Annotated in this window: 20 protein-coding genes and 1 riboswitch; all 20 genes read left to right on the top strand. The window is 34.3% G+C overall.

Annotated features, from left to right (window positions below):
• The first annotated feature begins 40 nt into the window (after positions 1-40).
• Positions 41-211, top strand: a riboswitch (cobalamin riboswitch).
• A 117-nt stretch (positions 212-328) separates the two neighbouring features.
• Genes AC0LWJ_RS04395 through cobA form a run of 20 tightly spaced genes read left to right on the top strand, consistent with a single transcriptional unit; the run spans position 329 to position 18460 of the window.
• Entirely contained in the window at positions 329-1699 is a 1371-nt protein-coding gene (locus AC0LWJ_RS04395; RefSeq protein WP_474238229.1) for a cobyrinic acid a,c-diamide synthase CobB, read from the top strand.
• On the top strand, positions 1696-3216 hold the full coding sequence (locus AC0LWJ_RS04390; RefSeq protein WP_474238096.1) for a cobyric acid synthase: 1521 nt from the start codon (positions 1696-1698) through the stop codon (positions 3214-3216). Before AC0LWJ_RS04395 ends, AC0LWJ_RS04390 begins: the two co-directional genes overlap by 4 nt.
• On the top strand, positions 3216-4175 hold the full coding sequence (gene cbiB, locus AC0LWJ_RS04385) for an adenosylcobinamide-phosphate synthase CbiB (RefSeq protein WP_474238098.1): 960 nt from the start codon (positions 3216-3218) through the stop codon (positions 4173-4175). The genes AC0LWJ_RS04390 and cbiB overlap by 1 nt, the downstream gene beginning before the upstream one ends.
• Positions 4172-4666, top strand: a complete 495-nt coding sequence (locus AC0LWJ_RS04380; protein ID WP_474238100.1) for an ECF transporter S component — start codon at positions 4172-4174, stop codon at positions 4664-4666. The genes cbiB and AC0LWJ_RS04380 overlap by 4 nt, the downstream gene beginning before the upstream one ends.
• Before the next feature lie 5 nt (positions 4667-4671).
• Positions 4672-5406, top strand: coding sequence for an AIR synthase related protein (locus AC0LWJ_RS04375; protein WP_474238104.1), 735 nt, complete (start codon positions 4672-4674; stop codon positions 5404-5406).
• A gap of 56 nt (positions 5407-5462) precedes the next feature.
• Positions 5463-6515, top strand: coding sequence for a threonine-phosphate decarboxylase CobD (cobD, locus tag AC0LWJ_RS04370; RefSeq protein WP_474238231.1), 1053 nt, complete (start codon positions 5463-5465; stop codon positions 6513-6515).
• Entirely contained in the window at positions 6506-7063 is a 558-nt protein-coding gene (cobU, locus tag AC0LWJ_RS04365; RefSeq protein ID WP_474238108.1) for a bifunctional adenosylcobinamide kinase/adenosylcobinamide-phosphate guanylyltransferase, read from the top strand. The genes cobD and cobU overlap by 10 nt, the downstream gene beginning before the upstream one ends.
• Position 7064: 1 nt before the next feature.
• Positions 7065-7817, top strand: a complete 753-nt coding sequence (gene cobS, locus AC0LWJ_RS04360) for an adenosylcobinamide-GDP ribazoletransferase (protein WP_474238112.1) — start codon at positions 7065-7067, stop codon at positions 7815-7817.
• 18 nt (positions 7818-7835) lie between these two features.
• Positions 7836-8453, top strand: a complete 618-nt coding sequence (locus AC0LWJ_RS04355; RefSeq protein ID WP_474238115.1) for a precorrin-8X methylmutase — start codon at positions 7836-7838, stop codon at positions 8451-8453.
• Positions 8454-8497: 44 nt separating this feature from the next.
• Positions 8498-9598 (top strand): cobalt-precorrin-5B (C(1))-methyltransferase CbiD, encoded by a 1101-nt coding sequence (cbiD, locus tag AC0LWJ_RS04350; protein ID WP_474238117.1) that lies wholly within the window; start codon positions 8498-8500, stop codon positions 9596-9598.
• The gene (cbiE, locus tag AC0LWJ_RS04345) at positions 9592-10203 is read left to right on the top strand and encodes a precorrin-6y C5,15-methyltransferase (decarboxylating) subunit CbiE (RefSeq protein WP_474238119.1); all 612 of its coding nucleotides are present in this window, start codon (positions 9592-9594) and stop codon (positions 10201-10203) included. Before cbiD ends, cbiE begins: the two co-directional genes overlap by 7 nt.
• Entirely contained in the window at positions 10188-10802 is a 615-nt protein-coding gene (gene cbiT / locus AC0LWJ_RS04340; RefSeq protein ID WP_474238121.1) for a precorrin-6Y C5,15-methyltransferase (decarboxylating) subunit CbiT, read from the top strand. Before cbiE ends, cbiT begins: the two co-directional genes overlap by 16 nt.
• Before the next feature lie 3 nt (positions 10803-10805).
• Positions 10806-11474: a precorrin-2 C(20)-methyltransferase gene (gene cobI, locus AC0LWJ_RS04335; RefSeq protein ID WP_474238124.1), complete on the top strand. Its 669-nt coding sequence runs from the start codon at positions 10806-10808 to the stop codon at positions 11472-11474.
• 4 nt (positions 11475-11478) lie between these two features.
• Entirely contained in the window at positions 11479-12225 is a 747-nt protein-coding gene (cobM, locus tag AC0LWJ_RS04330; RefSeq protein WP_474238127.1) for a precorrin-4 C(11)-methyltransferase, read from the top strand.
• Positions 12226-12244: 19 nt separating this feature from the next.
• Positions 12245-13264 carry a cobalt-precorrin 5A hydrolase gene (gene cbiG, locus AC0LWJ_RS04325; RefSeq protein ID WP_474238129.1) on the top strand — a complete coding sequence of 340 codons (1020 nt, stop codon included), beginning with the start codon at positions 12245-12247 and terminating at the stop codon, positions 13262-13264.
• Positions 13265-13296: 32 nt separating this feature from the next.
• Positions 13297-14028: a precorrin-3B C(17)-methyltransferase gene (gene cobJ / locus AC0LWJ_RS04320; RefSeq protein ID WP_474238130.1), complete on the top strand. Its 732-nt coding sequence runs from the start codon at positions 13297-13299 to the stop codon at positions 14026-14028.
• Positions 14025-14762 (top strand): precorrin-6A reductase, encoded by a 738-nt coding sequence (cobK, locus tag AC0LWJ_RS04315; RefSeq protein WP_474238131.1) that lies wholly within the window; start codon positions 14025-14027, stop codon positions 14760-14762. Before cobJ ends, cobK begins: the two co-directional genes overlap by 4 nt.
• 50 nt (positions 14763-14812) lie before the next feature.
• A complete protein-coding gene (gene hemA / locus AC0LWJ_RS04310; protein WP_474238133.1) occupies positions 14813-16066 on the top strand; it encodes a glutamyl-tRNA reductase in 1254 nt (417 codons plus the stop codon).
• Position 16067: 1 nt separating this feature from the next.
• Entirely contained in the window at positions 16068-16955 is an 888-nt protein-coding gene (gene hemC, locus AC0LWJ_RS04305) for a hydroxymethylbilane synthase (protein ID WP_474238136.1), read from the top strand.
• 26 nt (positions 16956-16981) lie between these two features.
• Positions 16982-18460, top strand: coding sequence for a uroporphyrinogen-III C-methyltransferase (cobA, locus tag AC0LWJ_RS04300; protein WP_474238138.1), 1479 nt, complete (start codon positions 16982-16984; stop codon positions 18458-18460).
• The last annotated feature ends 15 nt before the right edge of the window (positions 18461-18475 follow it).

Below are 18475 nucleotides of genomic sequence, written 5' to 3'. Positions count from 1 at the left end.
TTGACTCATGTAGGAAATCGTTGTACAATATAAGTAATCTATTATAAGCAGCTTTTAAGGTCCGAAAGGGTAATAGGGAAGGCGGTGAAAGTCCGCCGCAGCCCCCGCTACTGTAAGCAATGATGACGCTCAAATAACCACTGGGAAACCGGGAAGGTAGAGCTTAAGATGATTTGCAAGCCAGGAGACCTGCCTTAAAGTTTGTAGTTCACCTTCGGAGGGAAGGATTGATATGTGTTATATCTATTGGCTTACCCCGAAGGTAGGTCTTAATTTTTGCAAATTTAAAATGATAAAATTTTTTAACAGGGAAGGAGCAAGTAAGGGATTGTTTAGAGCTTTTATGATTGCAGGTACACATTCGGGAGCAGGTAAAACCACAATAAGCCTTGGGCTTATGGGATATCTTTCAAAAAAATATAAGGTAGCTCCTTTTAAGATAGGACCGGATTATATAGACAGCACGTATCACAGATATGTTACTGGGAATTATTCCGGCAACCTTGATTTGTATATGCTTGGTGAAAAAAATTTAAAATCTCTTTTTGCTCATGATTCCAAGGAAGCAGATATTTCTATTATTGAGGGAGTAATGGGCTTGTATGATGGAATGGGTACAACATCGAAGGGAAGCAGTGCAGATGTTGCAAAAATCCTGAAAATACCGGTAATACTTGTAGTTGATGGTTCGTCTATGGCTGCAAGCATATCAGCAATAGTGCTTGGATATATGAAATATGATAGAGATGTGAATATCATTGGTGTTATTATAAATAAAATCAGGGCACAAAGGCATTTTGAACTTTTAAGGGAATGTATTGAACGTGACCTTGGAATTAAAGTGTTTGGATATCTGCCAAGGGATGTTGTACTTGATTTGCCTTCAAGACATCTTGGGCTTGTTCCTACATATGAGATGACAGGGCTCCAAGAGAAATTTGAAAGATTGTATCAATATATAGAGGAATATATTGATATTGATATGATACTTAAGGAGGTCGGACAGGGGGACAGGGTCTTGTCCGACAGGACAAGGTCCCTGTCCCCCTGTCCGACAAAAATTGCGTATGCATGTGATGAAGCATTCAATTTTTACTATATGGACGGGCTTAAGCTTTTTGAAGAATATGGTGCTAAGCTTATTCCATTTAGTCCGATACATGATAAAAATCTTCCGGAGGGGATTTCAGGTATATATATTGGCGGAGGATTTCCAGAAATGTTTGCAGAGGAGTTAAGCCAAAATATTCATATGATGGATTCAATTAAAAATGCCATTGATGATGGTATGCCGGTATATGCTGAATGCGGAGGCTTAATGTATCTTACAAACAGTATAAAAGACCTTGATGGTAATGTATTTCCAATGGTGGGAATATATGATGCAGATATAATGATGACAAAAGGACTTAAGCATTTTGGATATGTAGAAGCTGAGGTTATAATGGATAATGTATTGTTTAACAAAGGCAGTATTGTTAGAGGACATGAATTTCATCATTCGGAATTAAAAGGAAAATTGCAGAATGTTTCATATGTAGTTCATAAACCTGATAAAAATGACAAATGGAGTTGTGGATATGTTTATAAAAATTGTCTTGCGACATATGTCCATATAAATCTATATGCATATCCGGATGCCGTAAAAAGATTTGTTAATAAATGCTTTGAGTTTGAAGCAAGGGGGAAGTTAAAATGACGCTAAAGATTATGGTACAGGGTACTGCATCATCTGTTGGGAAAAGTCTATTGGTTACAGCACTATGCCGCATATTTAAACAGGACGGATATTCAGTTGCACCATTTAAATCTCAAAATATGGCTTTAAATTCCTTCATTACAGAAGAAGGTTTAGAGATGGGAAGAGCTCAGGTGGCACAGGCGGAGGCAGCAGGATTAAAACCGATGGTTCTTATGAACCCTGTATTACTCAAACCGAGTTCAGATAAAAATTGTCAGGTAATATTAAGAGGTAAGGTTCACAGTAATATGTCGGCACAGGAATATCAGAATTTCAAGCCGGAACTTCTTAATATGATAAAAGATGATTTTAAAGAACTAAGTAAGAACCATGATATTATTGTTATAGAAGGTGCAGGGAGTCCTGCGGAAATAAATCTGCGGGAAAGAGATGTTGTAAATATGGGAATGGCTGAGATTGTCAATGCACCGGTTATTCTTGTAGGAGATATAGATAGAGGAGGGGTTTTTGCATCTATTGCAGGTACACTTCTTTTGTTAAAGGAAGATGAAAAAAAACGTATTGAAGGGATAATAATCAATAAGTTCAGAGGAGATATTGAGATTTTAAAACCGGGTATTGTTATGCTTGAAGATATAATACACAAAAAGGTGCTGGGAGTTCTTCCATATACTGATATAAGAATTGATGAAGAGGATGGAGCTACTGAAAGATTTTATAAAAATGCTAATAATGGTTCTATTGATATAGCGGTTGTAAATCTTCCACATATATCTAATTTTACTGATTTTGATCCGTTTGAAAGAATTCCTGATGTGAAATTAAGGTATATAAATAAAGGCGATAGTATAGGGAAATGTGATGTCTTGATAATTCCGGGTACAAAAAATACCATTGGGGATTTAAAAGCTTTAAAGCAGTATGGGCTTTTTGATGAAATACAGGCATTAAGAAAGAAGGGCACATTTATTATAGGTATATGTGGTGGCTATCAGATGCTTGGCAAGACTATACTTGACCCATATATGATTGAGAGTTCTGTAAAAGAAACAGAAGGATTAGGATTACTTGACATTAAAACAGTTATAGAAAAAGAAAAAATGACAACACGCCTTAGAGCTAAAATAAAGGGTAATCTGCCGGAAATCATGAAACCTTTTGAAGGACTTGATATTAACGGATATGAAATTCACATGGGGGAAACGTCTATTCTAAGTGATAAGCCTTTCTGTACAATATATGAGAGAAATGGTGTAAAACAGGAAATAGAAGATGGGTGTGAAAGTAAAGATGGCAGGGTATTTGGAACATATATACATGGGATTTTTGAAAATAATAATTTTACTAAAGCATTTATAAATATGGTCAGAAAAGAGAAAGGGCTTTCAGCAATAGATGAAATTTTGGATTACAAGGCATATAAGGAAAGAGAATATGACGCTCTTGCTGATATAGTAAGGGAAAGTACAGATATTAAAAAGATATATGAAATAATGAAAGGATATCAGGACTGATGGAGGTAATAGCGGCATATATACTTGACGTAATAATTGGGGATCCGCAGGGATATCCACATCCTGTAAGGATTATTGGCAAACTGATTACATTCCTTTATAACAGGTTACAGAAATTTGCTGTTGATAGTAAAAAAGAGAAGATTGCAGGATTTTTTCTATGTGGATTTACCGTATGTATTTCATTTTTTACGGTTTTATTGGCTTTATATACGGCTGGATTAATAAATCCTATTTTGCGTATAGTTTTAAGTATAATATTGATATATACATGTTTTGCAACAAAGGACCTTCAGAGGGCGGGACTTGAGGTTTATAAGGAGCTTAAAACCGGAAATCTCGATAATGCAAGGAAAAAGCTTTCATTTATTGTAAGCCGTAATACAGAAAACCTTGATGTAGAAGGTGTTTCAAGAGGTGCTGTTGAAACTGTTGCTGAAAGTATTTCTGATGGAATAATTGCACCGATGTTTTATGCATTTATTGGCGGTGCACCTTTAGTTATAGCATATAAAGCAGCAAGTACCTTAGATTCAATGGTGGGATACAAAGAAGAAAAATATGCGAATATAGGATATGCATCAGCAAAACTTGATGATATACTAAATTTTATTCCTGCCAGAATAACAGGGATTTTGATTGTTATAGCTGCTTTTCTAACAGGATATGACTTTAAAGAAAGTTTCAGAATATTAATGAGAGACAGGCTAAAACATGAAAGCCCTAACAGTGCCCATGGAGAAGCGGCGGTAGCCGGAGCTTTGAATATCAAACTTGGAGGACTTAATTATTACTTTGGAAAACCTAAAATCAAACCGACAATAGGTGATGGCAAGTATAATATAACGCCGGAACATATCATGGGCAGCTTAAAGCTTATGTATGTATCATCAATTTTAGGACTTGTTGTATTTTTTATAGTTAAACAAATGATTTTTCGAGGAGGTTTATTAAGATGAATAGGGATAATAAGGTATCATTTAAAGATATAAAGACCTTAACACTTCTTGCGATGCTTATAGCATTAAGTGCTGTCGGAGCACTTATTAAGATATATAATACCGTTGCCTTTGATTCACTGCCCGGCTATTTTGCTGCATTATCTCTTGGGGGATGGTATGGGGCATTGGTAATCTACCTTGGACATATGCTTACAGCTGTAACATCCGGATTTCCTCTTGGATTGCCGATACATCTTTTGATTGCTGTTGAGATGGCGGTTTGTGCATGGCTGTTTAAATTTTTCTACAAAAAATTTAATAAATATATTGCGGTGCTTGTCGGAACAATTTTAAACGGACCTATTTCGATACTAACCATGGTTCCTATTTTTGGATGGGGATTTTTTGCAGGATGGGTATTGCCTCTTACAATTGCTTCATTCGTAAATATATTTTTGGCAGCATTGCTTTATGAAGTAATTGGTTCAAGGTTCTATAAATCGAGGTAATAAAGATGATCGAAAGATATAGAGATGTCATTATAATATATGAAGATAAAAATGCCTATGTCGTATCCTGTGACAGTACCGGTTCAATCGGTAATAAACCTAATGATAGAATAAAGGTTGATGAAGAAATAGTCGGCAGGTCATCAGTAAGGGTTGCATTATCTGAAGCTCTTTCCGTTGGAGCGAAACCTGTAATTATTTCAGATACCCTTTCAAATGAAATGAGTCCTACAGGTGAAAAAATTATAAAGGGTATAAAGGATGAACTTGATGAAAATGGGTTTTTTAATGTTTTGCTTACCGGAAGCACAGAGGAAAATTTTGAAACATCTATGACGGCTGTTGGTATTACAGTAGTGGCAAAAGCGAAGAAGGAAGATTTGAAGATAAAAAAAGTCTTAAGTGGCATGGATATTGCTTTGATGGGCTATCCACGTGTAGGTTTGGAGGTTCTTACATCAGATGATGTACTTACACTTAAAGATTATATGAGTATATGTGACTGCTGTGAGATTGTTGAAGCAGTACCTGTTGGTTCAAAAGGAATCAAATATGAATTAAAAGTTCTTGAAGAAATTACAGGGCTAAAAGTCAAAAATCAGTATCAAGAAAGCCTCGATGTATATAAATCAGGCGGACCATCAACATGTTGTATTGTTGTATATAAAAAGATAAATACCCATGATATTGCAAATTTACTTTATAATAAGCCATTTACATATATTGGGTTTTTCGAGTAAGGTTATATTAAGGTAATTTTGTTTATCCCTTAGTAGCGGAAGGAATGAAAATTAAAATGAAGATGTATGAGCACGGCGGAAATGTTTATGACTATAATATTGAGATGATTGATTTCAGCTCAAATATAAATCCCCTTGGTGTACCACCATGTGTGAAAAAAGTAATAGAAGATGTGGTTTTGACAAAATATCCTGATATAAAATATAGGGAGTTAAAAACATCTATATCAGAGTATATAGCTTATCCTCTCAAAAATATAATTGTCGGTAATGGTGCTGCCGAATTAATTCATCTTTTTGCACGTGCCAAACATATCAAAAAGCCTTTAATTCCATCCCCTGCTTTTGCAGAATATGAAAGGGCGGTAAAGCTGGAAGGCGGTGCACCTATATATTACAGAATTAAAGAGGAGGAAGGTTTTAAATTAAATGTTTCCGAAATGGCAGAGATGATTAATGAGGCAGATTCAATAATTTTAGGGAATCCCAATAACCCAACTGGACAGCCCATAAATCATGAAGAAATACGGTATCTTTTAAATAAAGCCTTAGAATTAAATATACCTGTCATGGTTGATGAGGCATTTATTGAATTTATCTATGACTACGAAAAATATGAAGTAATATCCTATGTAAAAGAATTTGATAATTTATTTGTTGTAAGGGCAGCTACAAAATTTTTTGGAATGCCGGGTTTAAGGCTTGGGTATGGAGTAGGTTCTTCTCGAATGATATTGAAAATGGAGGACTATAAAGAACCATGGACAGTAAATGCATTTGCGGATATGATTGGAAGGGAAATATTTAAAGATAAGGAATACATTAACGAAACGAGAAGGTATATAAATAATGAGATAAATTTTATGTTGAATGAATTAAAGAAAATAGATTATTTAAAAGTTTACGAAACAAATGTTAACTTTATATTATTGAAGCTTAAAAAGGGTAATGTTGATGTTTTGAAAGAAAGACTTATAAAGGAAGGTATATTAATTAGGGATGCATCAAATTTTAAATATCTTGACAAAAGGTATTTCAGGGTTGCTGTTAAGAAACATGACGAGAATATGAAGTTAATTACCGCATTGGAGGATATGAAATGGGACTAATAATGGTAACAGGTGGCGCAAGTTCAGGTAAAAGTGAATTTGCTGAGAAGATGGCATTGGAATATGGAGGAGGAAGTGTTCTTTATATTGCAACATCAATTCCGATTGATGATGAAATGAAGGAAAGGATAAGAAGGCATAGAGAAAGAAGATCCGAAAAATGGGGTATAGTTGAGGCATTTAAGGGTCTTAAAAATATCATTATAAGCAGTGAGAAAAAAGTTATACTTCTTGATTGCCTAACCGTTATGATTACGAATTTTATAATGGAAAAAGATTTGACAGGAGATAACCTTAGTTTAGATGAAATTAATGATTTAGAAGGAAAAATATCAGATGAGGTGGATGGAATAATTGAAGGTGCATTGAAGCGTGCCGGAGATACTATAATTGTTACGAATGAAATAGGTATGGGGCTTGTTCCGGAATATAAACTTGGTAGAATATTCAGGGATATTGCAGGTAGGATGAATATGAAAATAGCTGAAGCTGCTGAGGTCGTTTATTTAACTGTATCTGGAATACCTATAAAGATAAAAGGGTGTTAATATGAGAGAAATAAAAAGATTGATAATAGCCCTTCAATTTATGACAAGGATTCCGATACCGATAAGAATTGATTTGAAAGATGATGATTTTCCCAAAAGTACGGCATATTTTCCAATAGTTGGATTTGTTGTAGGTATACTATCTTTATTAATTTATCTATTGCTTAAAAGTGTTTTTCCGCGGGAAATTGTTATGACAGTCATTATTGCTTTTTCTTATGTTTTAATAGGAGCATTTCATATAGATGGTTTAGCAGATACATTTGACGGGCTTTTCAGCAACAAGAATAAAGAAGGAATGCTTGAGGTAATGCGGGATTCACGGCTTGGGACAAATGGGGTACTTGTGATATTATTTATGATAATTTTGAGGATATCGTTTTTAACCAACATAGATGACAATTATATCATGGCTGTGCTTATTATTACACCAATGATTGGCAGATTATCACAGGTTTTGGCAATTATGATAAGCAAATCCGCAAGAGAAGGTAAAGGGCTTGGAGGTCTTCTTATAGGCAAGATTGGATATAGGGAATTTATGATTTCTGCTGTTATTACTTTGATTATAGGTTATTTTATATTTCCTGTACAATGGTTGATTGCTATTACAGCAGTTGTACTTATAATGGCATATCTGGAAACATATTATATTTCTGCAAGGATAGGAGGAATGACAGGGGATACCCTTGGAGCCATAAATGAACTTGCAGAGCTTACAACCTTAGCAATGGTTTATATTATATTAAGGTGATAAAAAAGGAGGTAAATTATGTATATTAAAAACCCAAAAGAAATAGAAAAACGCAGTTTCGAAATAATAGGTGAAAATATTGATGAGAAAAGGTTTGATGAGAGGGAATTAAAGATTGTAAAAAGGGTAATACATACCACAGCTGATTTTGAATTTGCAGACATATTAAAGATAAGCAAGGAGGCAATAGATACAGGAATAAAAGCCATTAAGGAAGGTTCAAATATCGTTACGGATACAAAAATGGCAATGGCAGGAATAAATAAAAAAACATTGAAAAGATTTGGCTGTGATATAAACTGTTTTATAGATGCTCCTGAGGTATTATCCTTAGCAAAAGAAAAATCTATTACAAGGTCTATGGCATCTATGATAATTGCTTCACAAGACAAAAAAAATAAGATATTTGTTATAGGAAATGCACCTACAGCCCTTTTTCAGCTGGCAGAACTTATAAAATCGGGCATTTTAAAACCTGACCTTATAATAGGTGTGCCGGTAGGGTTTGTTGGTGCGGCTGAATCCAAGGAGGCAGTAAAGGAACTGGGTATTCCATATATAATTACAGAGGGCAGGAAAGGTGGAAGCAACATAGCTGCTGCTATAATTAATGCACTTATGTATATGATAGAATGACTTTAGAAAGGAAATGAAAAATCTATATATAAGCTGGTGATGGTATGAAAATCTATACAGTTAAAGAGGGGAAGAAACTAAGATTCGGTTATACAACAGGTTCATGTGCTGCAGCTGCTTCAAAAGCGGCAACATACATGCTCTTTACAGGTGAAACAGTTGATAAAATTGAAATAGATACTCCTAAAGGCTGGCATCTTACACTTGATATTTTAGATATAACCCGTTCTGATAATTGGGTAAAATGTGGTGTCAGAAAAGATGGAGGAGATGACCCTGATGCAACACATGGGCTTATTATATATTCTAAGGTTGAAATAAATGATGACGAAACCATAAAGATTTTTGCCGGTGAAGGCATAGGAACCGTTACAAAGCCGGGGCTTCTTGTAAAACCCGGAAATCCTGCTATAAATCCTGTTCCGATGTCCATGATATTTAAAGAAGTAAAGGATGTACTTCCTGAAGGAAAAGGTGTTAATATAACCTTGAGTATACCCAATGGTGAGGAGGTTGCTAAAAAAACCTTTAATCCGAGGCTCGGAATCATCGGAGGTCTTTCAATACTGGGCACATCAGGTATTGTTGAGCCTATGTCGGAAGAGGCATTGAAAACATCCCTTGAGATGGAGCTTTCCATACTTTCGGCTGAAGGGAAAAAACAGGTTGTATTTGCTCCTGGAAATTATGGAAAAGATTACATGTTAAAACAAGCGATAGACCAGCACCTTGTTATATCTTACGGTAATTATCTTGGTTTTATGTTGGAAAAAGCAGTTCAGTATGAATTTAAAGATGTTGTTATTGCAGGACACATTGGAAAGCTTATTAAAGTGGCAGCAGGTATCTTTAACACATACAGCCATTTAGCTGATGCAAGGGCAGAGATTATGGCAGCATATGCCGCACATTTTGGCGCAGGTAAACCTGTTGTTGATGAAATTTTAGATTCAAATACAACAGAAGAAGCACTTGACATTGTAGAAAAATCTGGAATTGATATGAAAGAATTTGGCAGTTTTATTGCTGATAAAGTCTATTTAAGATGTAAGCAGCATGTATATGATAAACTTAATATTGAGGTTCATCTTATTTCACTAAAGAGGGGACTTCTATCAAAGGTTGGTGATATAATAGAATGGTAACAGTTGTTGGAATAGGACCCGGCGATGAAAAATATATAACTCCGATTGCCTTAGAAAAAATAAAATCTGCTGATGTGCTTGTAGGTGGAAACCGAAATCTTGAATTATTTAGTGATATGACGTGTGAAAAAATTATTATTAATGCAAATACAGATTATCAAGAGATATTTAAAAAGAAGGGGCATATTGTTTTTATTGCATCAGGGGACCCGTTATTATACGGAATAACAGATGTTATTTTAAGATATAAAGAGAAATCAGATATTGAAATTGTTCCTGGCATAAGCTCAATACAGTACATATTTTCAAAAATTAAAATTTCAATGAATGATATGGTAGTTGTAAGCTTACATGGAAGAGAGCAGGAGCTTATATCAAAGGTGAAAGAATATAAAAAAGTCGCAGTTTTAACCGATAAAAGGCATACGCCTCAGTATATTGCAAAATTGCTTATGGAGAATGGGATTTATGAAAAAACAATATATATCGGTGAAAATCTTTCATATGAAAATGAAAAAATTAGCAAATACAAGGTTAGTGAACTATATAAATGTAAGGATGAATTTGATATGAATGTTGTGGTGATAACATGTCAAGATGTATAATGTTTGGGATACCTGATGACGATTTCATAAGAGGAAATGTTCCAATGACAAAGGAGGAAATAAGGGTACTTTCCATTTCAAAATTAAGGCTTAATAAGGATAGTATTATATGGGACATAGGTGCAGGAACAGGTTCTGTTTCTGTAGAAGCATCATTTGTTTCTACAGAAGGCAGTATATATGCGGTTGAACAGAATCCGGAGGGTATAGAATTAATAAAAGCAAATATAGATAAATTTGGTTGTAAAAATATTAAAATAATTCATGGGAAAGCTCCTGTTATTCTCAAGGACCTTCCTGAACCTGATAGGATATTTGTTGGAGGTTCCGGTGATGCCACGGAGGAAATACTTGATATTTCTTTAAAAAGAATGAAAATGGGTGGGGTAATTGTTGTAAACAGTATCACACTTGATACAGCATATATATCGGAAAAGATATTGAAAGACAGGGGTTTGGATGTTGAATCCATATGTGTTAATATTTCAGTATCAAAAAATGCAGGCAACAAAACAATGATGATAGCAAGGAATCCTGTTTTTATTATAACGGGGAGAAATTCAAAAGTTGACAATAATTTTAATAAAGTGGGGGAATAAATTATGGCAAAATTATATGGCGTGGGTGTAGGTCCGGGAGACAGAGACCTTATTACTTTAAAAGCAGTAAAAATACTTGAAAAGGCAGATATTGTAATTGCACCCGCAAGTACAGGCGATGACAGTATTGCATATGAAATAGCAGCACCTTACATAATGGGAAAAGTTATGTTCATGGAATTTCCTATGATACATTCAAAAGAACAGCTTGAAATGAAATGGGATGAAAATGTTGATATTATAAAGGAATATATTAATAGCGGAAATAACGTAGCTTTTATAACAATCGGAGATCCCATGGTGTACAGTACATTTATTTATATTTTAAAGAGAATGGCAGGTTTTGAAGTTGAAACAATACCGGGCATAACCTCATACAATGCTGCTGCAGCGAAAGTAAACATTCCTATTGCAGAAGGCAAACAACCATTTGTTGTAGTGCCATCAGGAGATATTCAGGAAATAGAGAAAGCCTTTTCATTGTATGATAATATTATATTGATGAAGGTATCGCAAAATTATAGCGAAATTGTCAGAATTATCAAGGAAAACAAATTTAAAGCGGTTCTTATCATAAGATGTGGTCATGATAAGGAAAAGATAGTCTATGACCTTGAAGGATATAAAGAGAAGATTGACTATTTATCAATAATAATAGCAAAGAGGGTGTAAAAATATGATATATTTTATTGGAGCCGGACCCGGTGATCCGGAGCTTATAACAGTAAAGGGCATGAAATTAATACAATCATGTGGGGTTGTGATATATGCCGGTTCACTTGTGAATAAAGAAATTTTGAAATATGCGAAGAAGGATGCTTCTATTTACAATAGTGCATCAATGGCACTTGATGAGATTAAAGATATTATGAAAGAGGCTCATAATAAAGGGATTGATGTTGCAAGGGTACATACAGGGGATCCTACTATTTATGGTGCTATAAGAGAACAGATGCAGGAGCTTGATGGTCTTGAAATTCCTTATGAAGTTATCCCCGGTGTAAGTTCATTTACTGCTGCGGCATCGGTACTTAAAAAAGAACTGACACTTCCTGAGGTATCTCAGACGATAATAATAACAAGAGCCGAAGGGAGAACCCCGGTGCCGCAAGAGCAGACTTTGCGGTCACTTTCAAAACACAAGGCTACAATGGCAATTTTTCTAAGTGTACAAGATATAGATAAAGTAGTTGAGGATTTAAAAGAGGGATACAGTGAAGATACACCTGTCGCTGTTGTATATAAAGCAACGTGGGAGGATGAACTTATATTTGAGGGAACCCTTAAGAATATAGCAGAAAAGGTAAAAGAAAATGACATAAATAAAACAGCAATGATTTTGATAGGTGATTTTTTGGGGGATATAAAGGAATACTCAAAGCTTTATGATGCGACATTCTCACACAATTACAGGAAAGCATGAGTAAAGGTTTGGTGGTTATATGAAAACTGCGGTAATTGCACTAACAAAAAATGGTACAAATCTTGCACGAAAACTTTCAGAAAAGCTTAAGGCGGTTTTGTATGTACCTGAAAAATTTGCAGTTAATGATGAAAACAAAATAGAAGGTAACCTATCCGATTTTGTAAAAAGCATATTTGGCAAATATGATGGATTTATATTTATTATGGCGACAGGAATTGTTGTGAGGGTTATTGCCCCTTTAATAAAAAGCAAAAAAACAGACCCTGCTGTTGTTGTTTTGGATGAAAGGGGTAAATTTGCAATAAGCCTTCTTTCAGGTCATATAGGTGGCGCAAATGATTTATCAAGGGAGGTATCAAAAGCCATAGGTGCACAGCCGGTAATTACAACTGCAACAGATGTCAATGGTCTTATAGCAATTGACGTGATTGCAAAAGAAAAGGGATATTACATTGAAAATTTTGAGGCGGTTAAAAAAATTAACAGTGCGTTGGTTAATGGGGATAAGGTTATATTTATAATTGATAAAGAAGAAAAGAAATTTTTTAACGACATCCCTTGTATTGAATTATCTAATGATACAGGAAATGCATCTGCTTGTGTATATGTAACAGCAAAGAATATTAAACCGGCAAAAATTCCTTTTGTTATATTAAGACCAAAAAACATAGTATTTGGGATAGGATGCAAAAGAAATACAGAATTTGAGCATTTATTAAAGACAGTAAAAGAATCAATGGATATATTAAATTTAAGCTTGAATTCTGTAAAAAATATTTCAACAATGGATATAAAGAAAGACGAAGAATGCATAAATAAACTGGCGGAATATCTTCAAGTACCTGTTAAATATTATATAAGACAGGAGCTTGAAGAGGTAGAACATCTTTTTCCTGTTTCAGAATTTGTAAAAAAAACAGTTGGAGCCGGAAGTGTGGCAAGACCATCCGCATATTTATTATCAGAAAATGGACAGGAACTTTTATACACAAAAGGAAACGGTATAACGTTGGCAATATACAAAATAAGCAGGTAATAAAATATATTTTAATTGAAAGAAGGTATAAAATGGGATGGATTAAAGTTGTCGGAATAGGACCAGGTAATTTGAAAGACATGACGTTACGGGCAAGGGAAGCCTTACAGGAATGTGATATTGTTATTGGATATATAACATATATAAAACTTGTTAAACCTTTGATAGAAGGTAAGGAAATATTATCATCAGGTATGAGAAAAGAAATTTTAAGATGTCAGGATGCCTTAAAACCGGCATTAGAGGGTAAAAAGGTATGTATTATATCCAGTGGAGATGCAGGGATTTACGGTATGGCTGGTCTTATGTATGAGGTTGCTGCAAAGGGAGGGATTAATGTTGATATAGAGGTAATACCCGGTGTAAGCGCTTTTAGCTCTGCGGCATCAATACTTGGCGCACCAATAATGCATGATTTTGCTGTAATAAGTTTATCTGATCACCTAACACCTCTTAATCTTATAGAAGAGAGAATAGAATTTGCATCAAAAGCTGATTTTGTAATAGCTTTGTATAATCCTAAAAGCAAGGAAAGACCGGATAATATTATAAAAGCACAAAAAATTATGATAAAATATAAGAAGGGTGAAACACCGGTTGGTATCGTTAAGGACGCATCACGAGAAAAACAGTCTGTTGTAATAACTACACTTAATGATATGCTTAATCATGATATTGATATGACTACAGTTATAATTATTGGCAATGAAAAGACATATGTAGAAAAAGATAGAATGATTACCCCAAGGGGATATATACTATGATACTGTGCCTTACAGGGACAAAAGATGGCAGAGAAATAGCTAACCATTTAAGCAAATCAGGGCTTGATGTAATTGCAAGTACCACAACAGAATATGGTGCAAGCCTTTACGATGAAAGGGTGAAGGTGCATATAGGAATCCTTGACGAAAAATCCCTGATGGATTTTGTCAAGTCAAATGGGATCGATACTGTAGTAGATGCAACACACCCCTTTGCAAAGGATATAAGCATAAATGCAATCAATGTATGTAAAAAACTTAATATAAAATATATAAGGTATGAAAGAAAAACCATTTACTATGATAAATCTATTATTGTGAATGATTATAAGGAAGCATTGGAAAAGGCTTTTGAATTTGATAATATATTTTTGACGACAGGAAGCAAAAACCTTGAAATATTTATGCCCTTAGTCAAAGCAGGCAAAAGGATGATTGCAAGGGTTCTGCCGGTAAGCATTGTTATAAAAAAATGTGAGGATTTAGGTCTTAAACCATCTGATATTATAGCTATGCAAGGTCCTTTTAGTGTTGATTTAAATTATCATATGTTTAAGCAGGCAGGGGCAGATGTCATCATTACAAAGGAAAGCGGTATAACAGGCGGCGTTTTAGAAAAATTTAAAGCGGCAAGGATGCTTAATATTCCAGTTATTTTAATTAAAAGACCTGAAATTAATTATCCGTTAAAAGTATCGGATATGGAAGAACTAAAAAAAGAAATAGCATTTTAGATTTCATACAAATTTTTGCTTGTAGGTAAGGTTAACATGGAGGAATTACTGTGGATATAAATAATATTCAAATGATCGGAATAGAGAAGGATACACCGATTGAAATCAGAGAAAAAGTAACATTTGGAAATCATATAAGGGATGCCTTAAAAATATTTAAGGGAAAAGGCATAAATGAGGTTGTTATCCTTTCCACATGTCATAGAAGTGAGGTATACTTCTATTCAGGAGAGGTTGAAATACAAAAGGCAAAGGAATTTTTTAAAAAATATTTCAATATAGGGAAAATAGTTGATCCATACATTTATAGCATAAAAGGCAATGATGTAATCGAACATATTTTTAGGGTCGCTTGTGGGCTTGAATCAATGGTTGTTGGAGAAGACCAGATTTTAGTACAAGTGAAGGATGCAATTGAAATTGCACAGGATGAAAAAACCTCCGGAAAAATATTAAATAAACTTTTTAGAGATGCGGTAACACTTGCCAAGAAAGCAAGATCGGAAACAGGAATAAATGACCTCGCATTATCTATAAGTTATATAGCAGTTAAATTCATACAGGAAGTATTTGAGGACATAAAGGGGAAGGATGCCTTTGTAATAGGAACAGGTGAGATGGGACAGCTTGCAATAAAAAATCTCATTGCAAAGGATGTAAATGTGTATGTAACAAATAGGACACATTACAGAGCAGTAGATTTGAAAAATGAAATACCAGAAATAGAAGTTGTACCATATGAGGAAAAATACAAAAGAATTGCAATAAGTGATATTGTCATAAGTGCAACAGATGCCCCACATTACACTATTGAGTATCATCGGTTTAAAGAGGTGTATTGTAATAAAAAGATTTGTATGGTTGATATTGCACTTCCAAGGGATATTGACCCTGAGATAAGCAGTATCAAAGGGGTAAGCCTTTATACACTTGATGACCTAAAAAAAACAGCTGAAATCAACAAAAATAAGCGTATCGGTTTAATATCGATTATTGAAAGAATGATTGACGATTCAATAAAGGAATTCAATGATTGGTTTAGAACTCTTTTAATTGAACCATATATTAAAGAAATAAATACTTTTGCCCAAAATGTTTGCAAAACAGAATTTGAAAGGGTTGCTAACAAATTAAAGAATGCTTCTGAAAATGATAGAAAAAACATTCAAATTTCCCTCAAAAGGGTTGCAGATAAGATGTGCAATGTAATGATAAGACATTTAAAAAGCGATGTTTTAAATGATTGCAATGGGGAAATTGTTTTTGATATTATGAAGGAGGGCGACGGTCATAAAAAAGCTTAGAGTGGGTACAAGAAGAAGCGAATTAGCGCTTACACAGACAGCAATTGTAATAAATGAAATGAAAAAGCATAGACCTGATATGGAATTTGAAGTTAAAAAAATAACAACACAAGGGGACAAACTTCTACAAGCACCGTTAAGCCAAATTGGAGGCAAGGGACTTTTTGTCAAGGAATTGGAAGAAGCACTGCTTGAAGGCAGCATTGATATGGCTGTACATAGTATGAAGGATATGCCATATGAAATACCTGAAAAGCTCTGTGTAATGCCGGTGTTAAAAAGAGAAGAAGCAAGGGATGTTTTGATATCACGTGAAGGTAATAAATTTATGGACCTTAAAGCGGGAGCAAAAATTGGTACAAGCAGTTTAAGGCGTATCTCCCAATTAAAAGCTTTAAGACCGGACATTGAGATTGTTCAACTTCGAGGGAATATTCAGACAAGAATAAGGAAGATAAGTGATGAAAATCTTGATGGTATCGTTCTCGCTGCGGCAGGACTTAAAAGGCTGGGTCTTGAAGAAAAAATCACACAGTATTTTCCTGTTGATTTGATTGTACCTGCAGCATGTCAGGGAACACTTGCTGTAGAAATAAGAGAAGGTTTTGAAGAGGAATTTATGAGCATGTATCCAATGCTTTTGGATGTAAAAACCCTTTTTGAAACAATTGCAGAAAGAAAAATTTTGAAAAGGCTCGGTGGAAATTGTAAGATACCTATTGGGATATATGCACAATATATAAAAGAAGATAATATAGACAAAATAAAAATTAAGGTTGCATTTCAGAAAAATACTGAGCTTATGAAAGTAGAAGAAAAAGGCATTGTAGACGATATAGATAAAATGGCAGATACAATAATGGAAAAACTTGGAGAAAAAGATAATTAAAAACACATGGTTGTGGAGGTGAAATAATGACAGGAAAGGTATATCTGATAGGCGCAGGACCGGGAAATATAGAGCTTTTGACTTTAAGGGCAGTTGACCTGATAAAAGAGGTTGATGTATTAGTATATGACAGATTAATAAATGAAGAAATTCTCAATCTAAGCAAAGATGATGTGGAACTTATTGATGTCGGGAAACTTCCTGATATGCATAAGGTACCGCAGTGGAAAATAAATGAGATAATTGCAGAAAAAGCCTTAGAGGGTAAATCAGTTGCAAGAATAAAAGGAGGAGACCCTTTTGTATTTGGAAGAGGAGGAGAGGAAGCAGAATATCTTGTGGAAAGGGGTATAACTTACGAGATTGTACCTGGGGTAACATCTGCTATATCTGTCTTATCATATGCGGGAATTCCTGTAACACATAGGGCTTTAAGTTCCTCATTTCACGTTATTACGGGGCATGAATGTGAGGAGAAAAACCACTGTTTAGATTGGAATGTACTGGCTAAATTAAATGGTACACTTATATTTTTAATGGGAATAAAAAATCTTGAAACAATTGTGAATAATCTTATGAAAGATGGCAAATCTTCAGATACCCCTGTTGCAGTAATAATGAACGGGACAACACCAAATCAGAAGGTTGTAACGGGAAAGCTGTTGGATATTGCAGATAAAGTCTGCAATGAGGGGATAAAAAACCCTGCAATTATTGTTGTAGGTGATGTGGTGAAATTAAGAAATAAATTGATGTGGTTTGAAGAAAAAAGGCTTTTCAGCAAAAGAATTCTTTTGACAAGGGGTGTAGAAATGTCGGCAGAAATGTCTAAATTATTAAGAAACTATGGTGCTGAAGTGGTATTATGTCCCTCAATTAAGATAACACTGCTTTCAGACAACATAAAAAAACTGCTGGATCATATTGGCGAATATGATTATATAGTCTTTACAAGTGTAAATGGAGTTTTAGCTTTTACAAAAGCAGTTTATGAAAAGAAGTTTGATTTGAGAAAATTGAATAAAATAAAAATTGCTGCAATCGGAAGTAAAACAGCTGAGGCACTGAACAAAAATTTTTTATATCCCGATATAATACCTGAAGAATATACTTCAAAGGCACTGGCGGAAAAAATGAAGGATTCGGTCAAGGACCGGAAAATTGCACTTTTAACATCAGATATTGGTGGAGAAGTATTGATAGGAGCCCTTAAAGATTTTGCTCATATTGAAAAAGTTGTTGCATATAAAAATGAGCCTAATTTTGAAATAAAGGACAAACTAATAAAAGAACTTGATAAAGGTATAGATATAGCACTATTTACAAGCCCTTCAACCTTTAATTATATGCACAAAATAATTGAGGATAAGATAGGTATTCTTAAAAATTTCACAATAGCGGCAATTGGACCTGTTACAAAAAGAGCAATAGAAGATAAAGGATTTAAAGTGAGTATAATGCCACAGGAATATACAATGAATAAGCTTATTGAGAGTATTCTGTAATGATTTATTATTCAA

The sequence above is a fragment of the Aceticella sp. 75b-Ac genome (assembly GCF_056032965.2).
The sequence above is the reverse complement of the archived record's forward strand: the minus strand, read 5'-3'. Positions and strand labels throughout refer to the sequence as shown.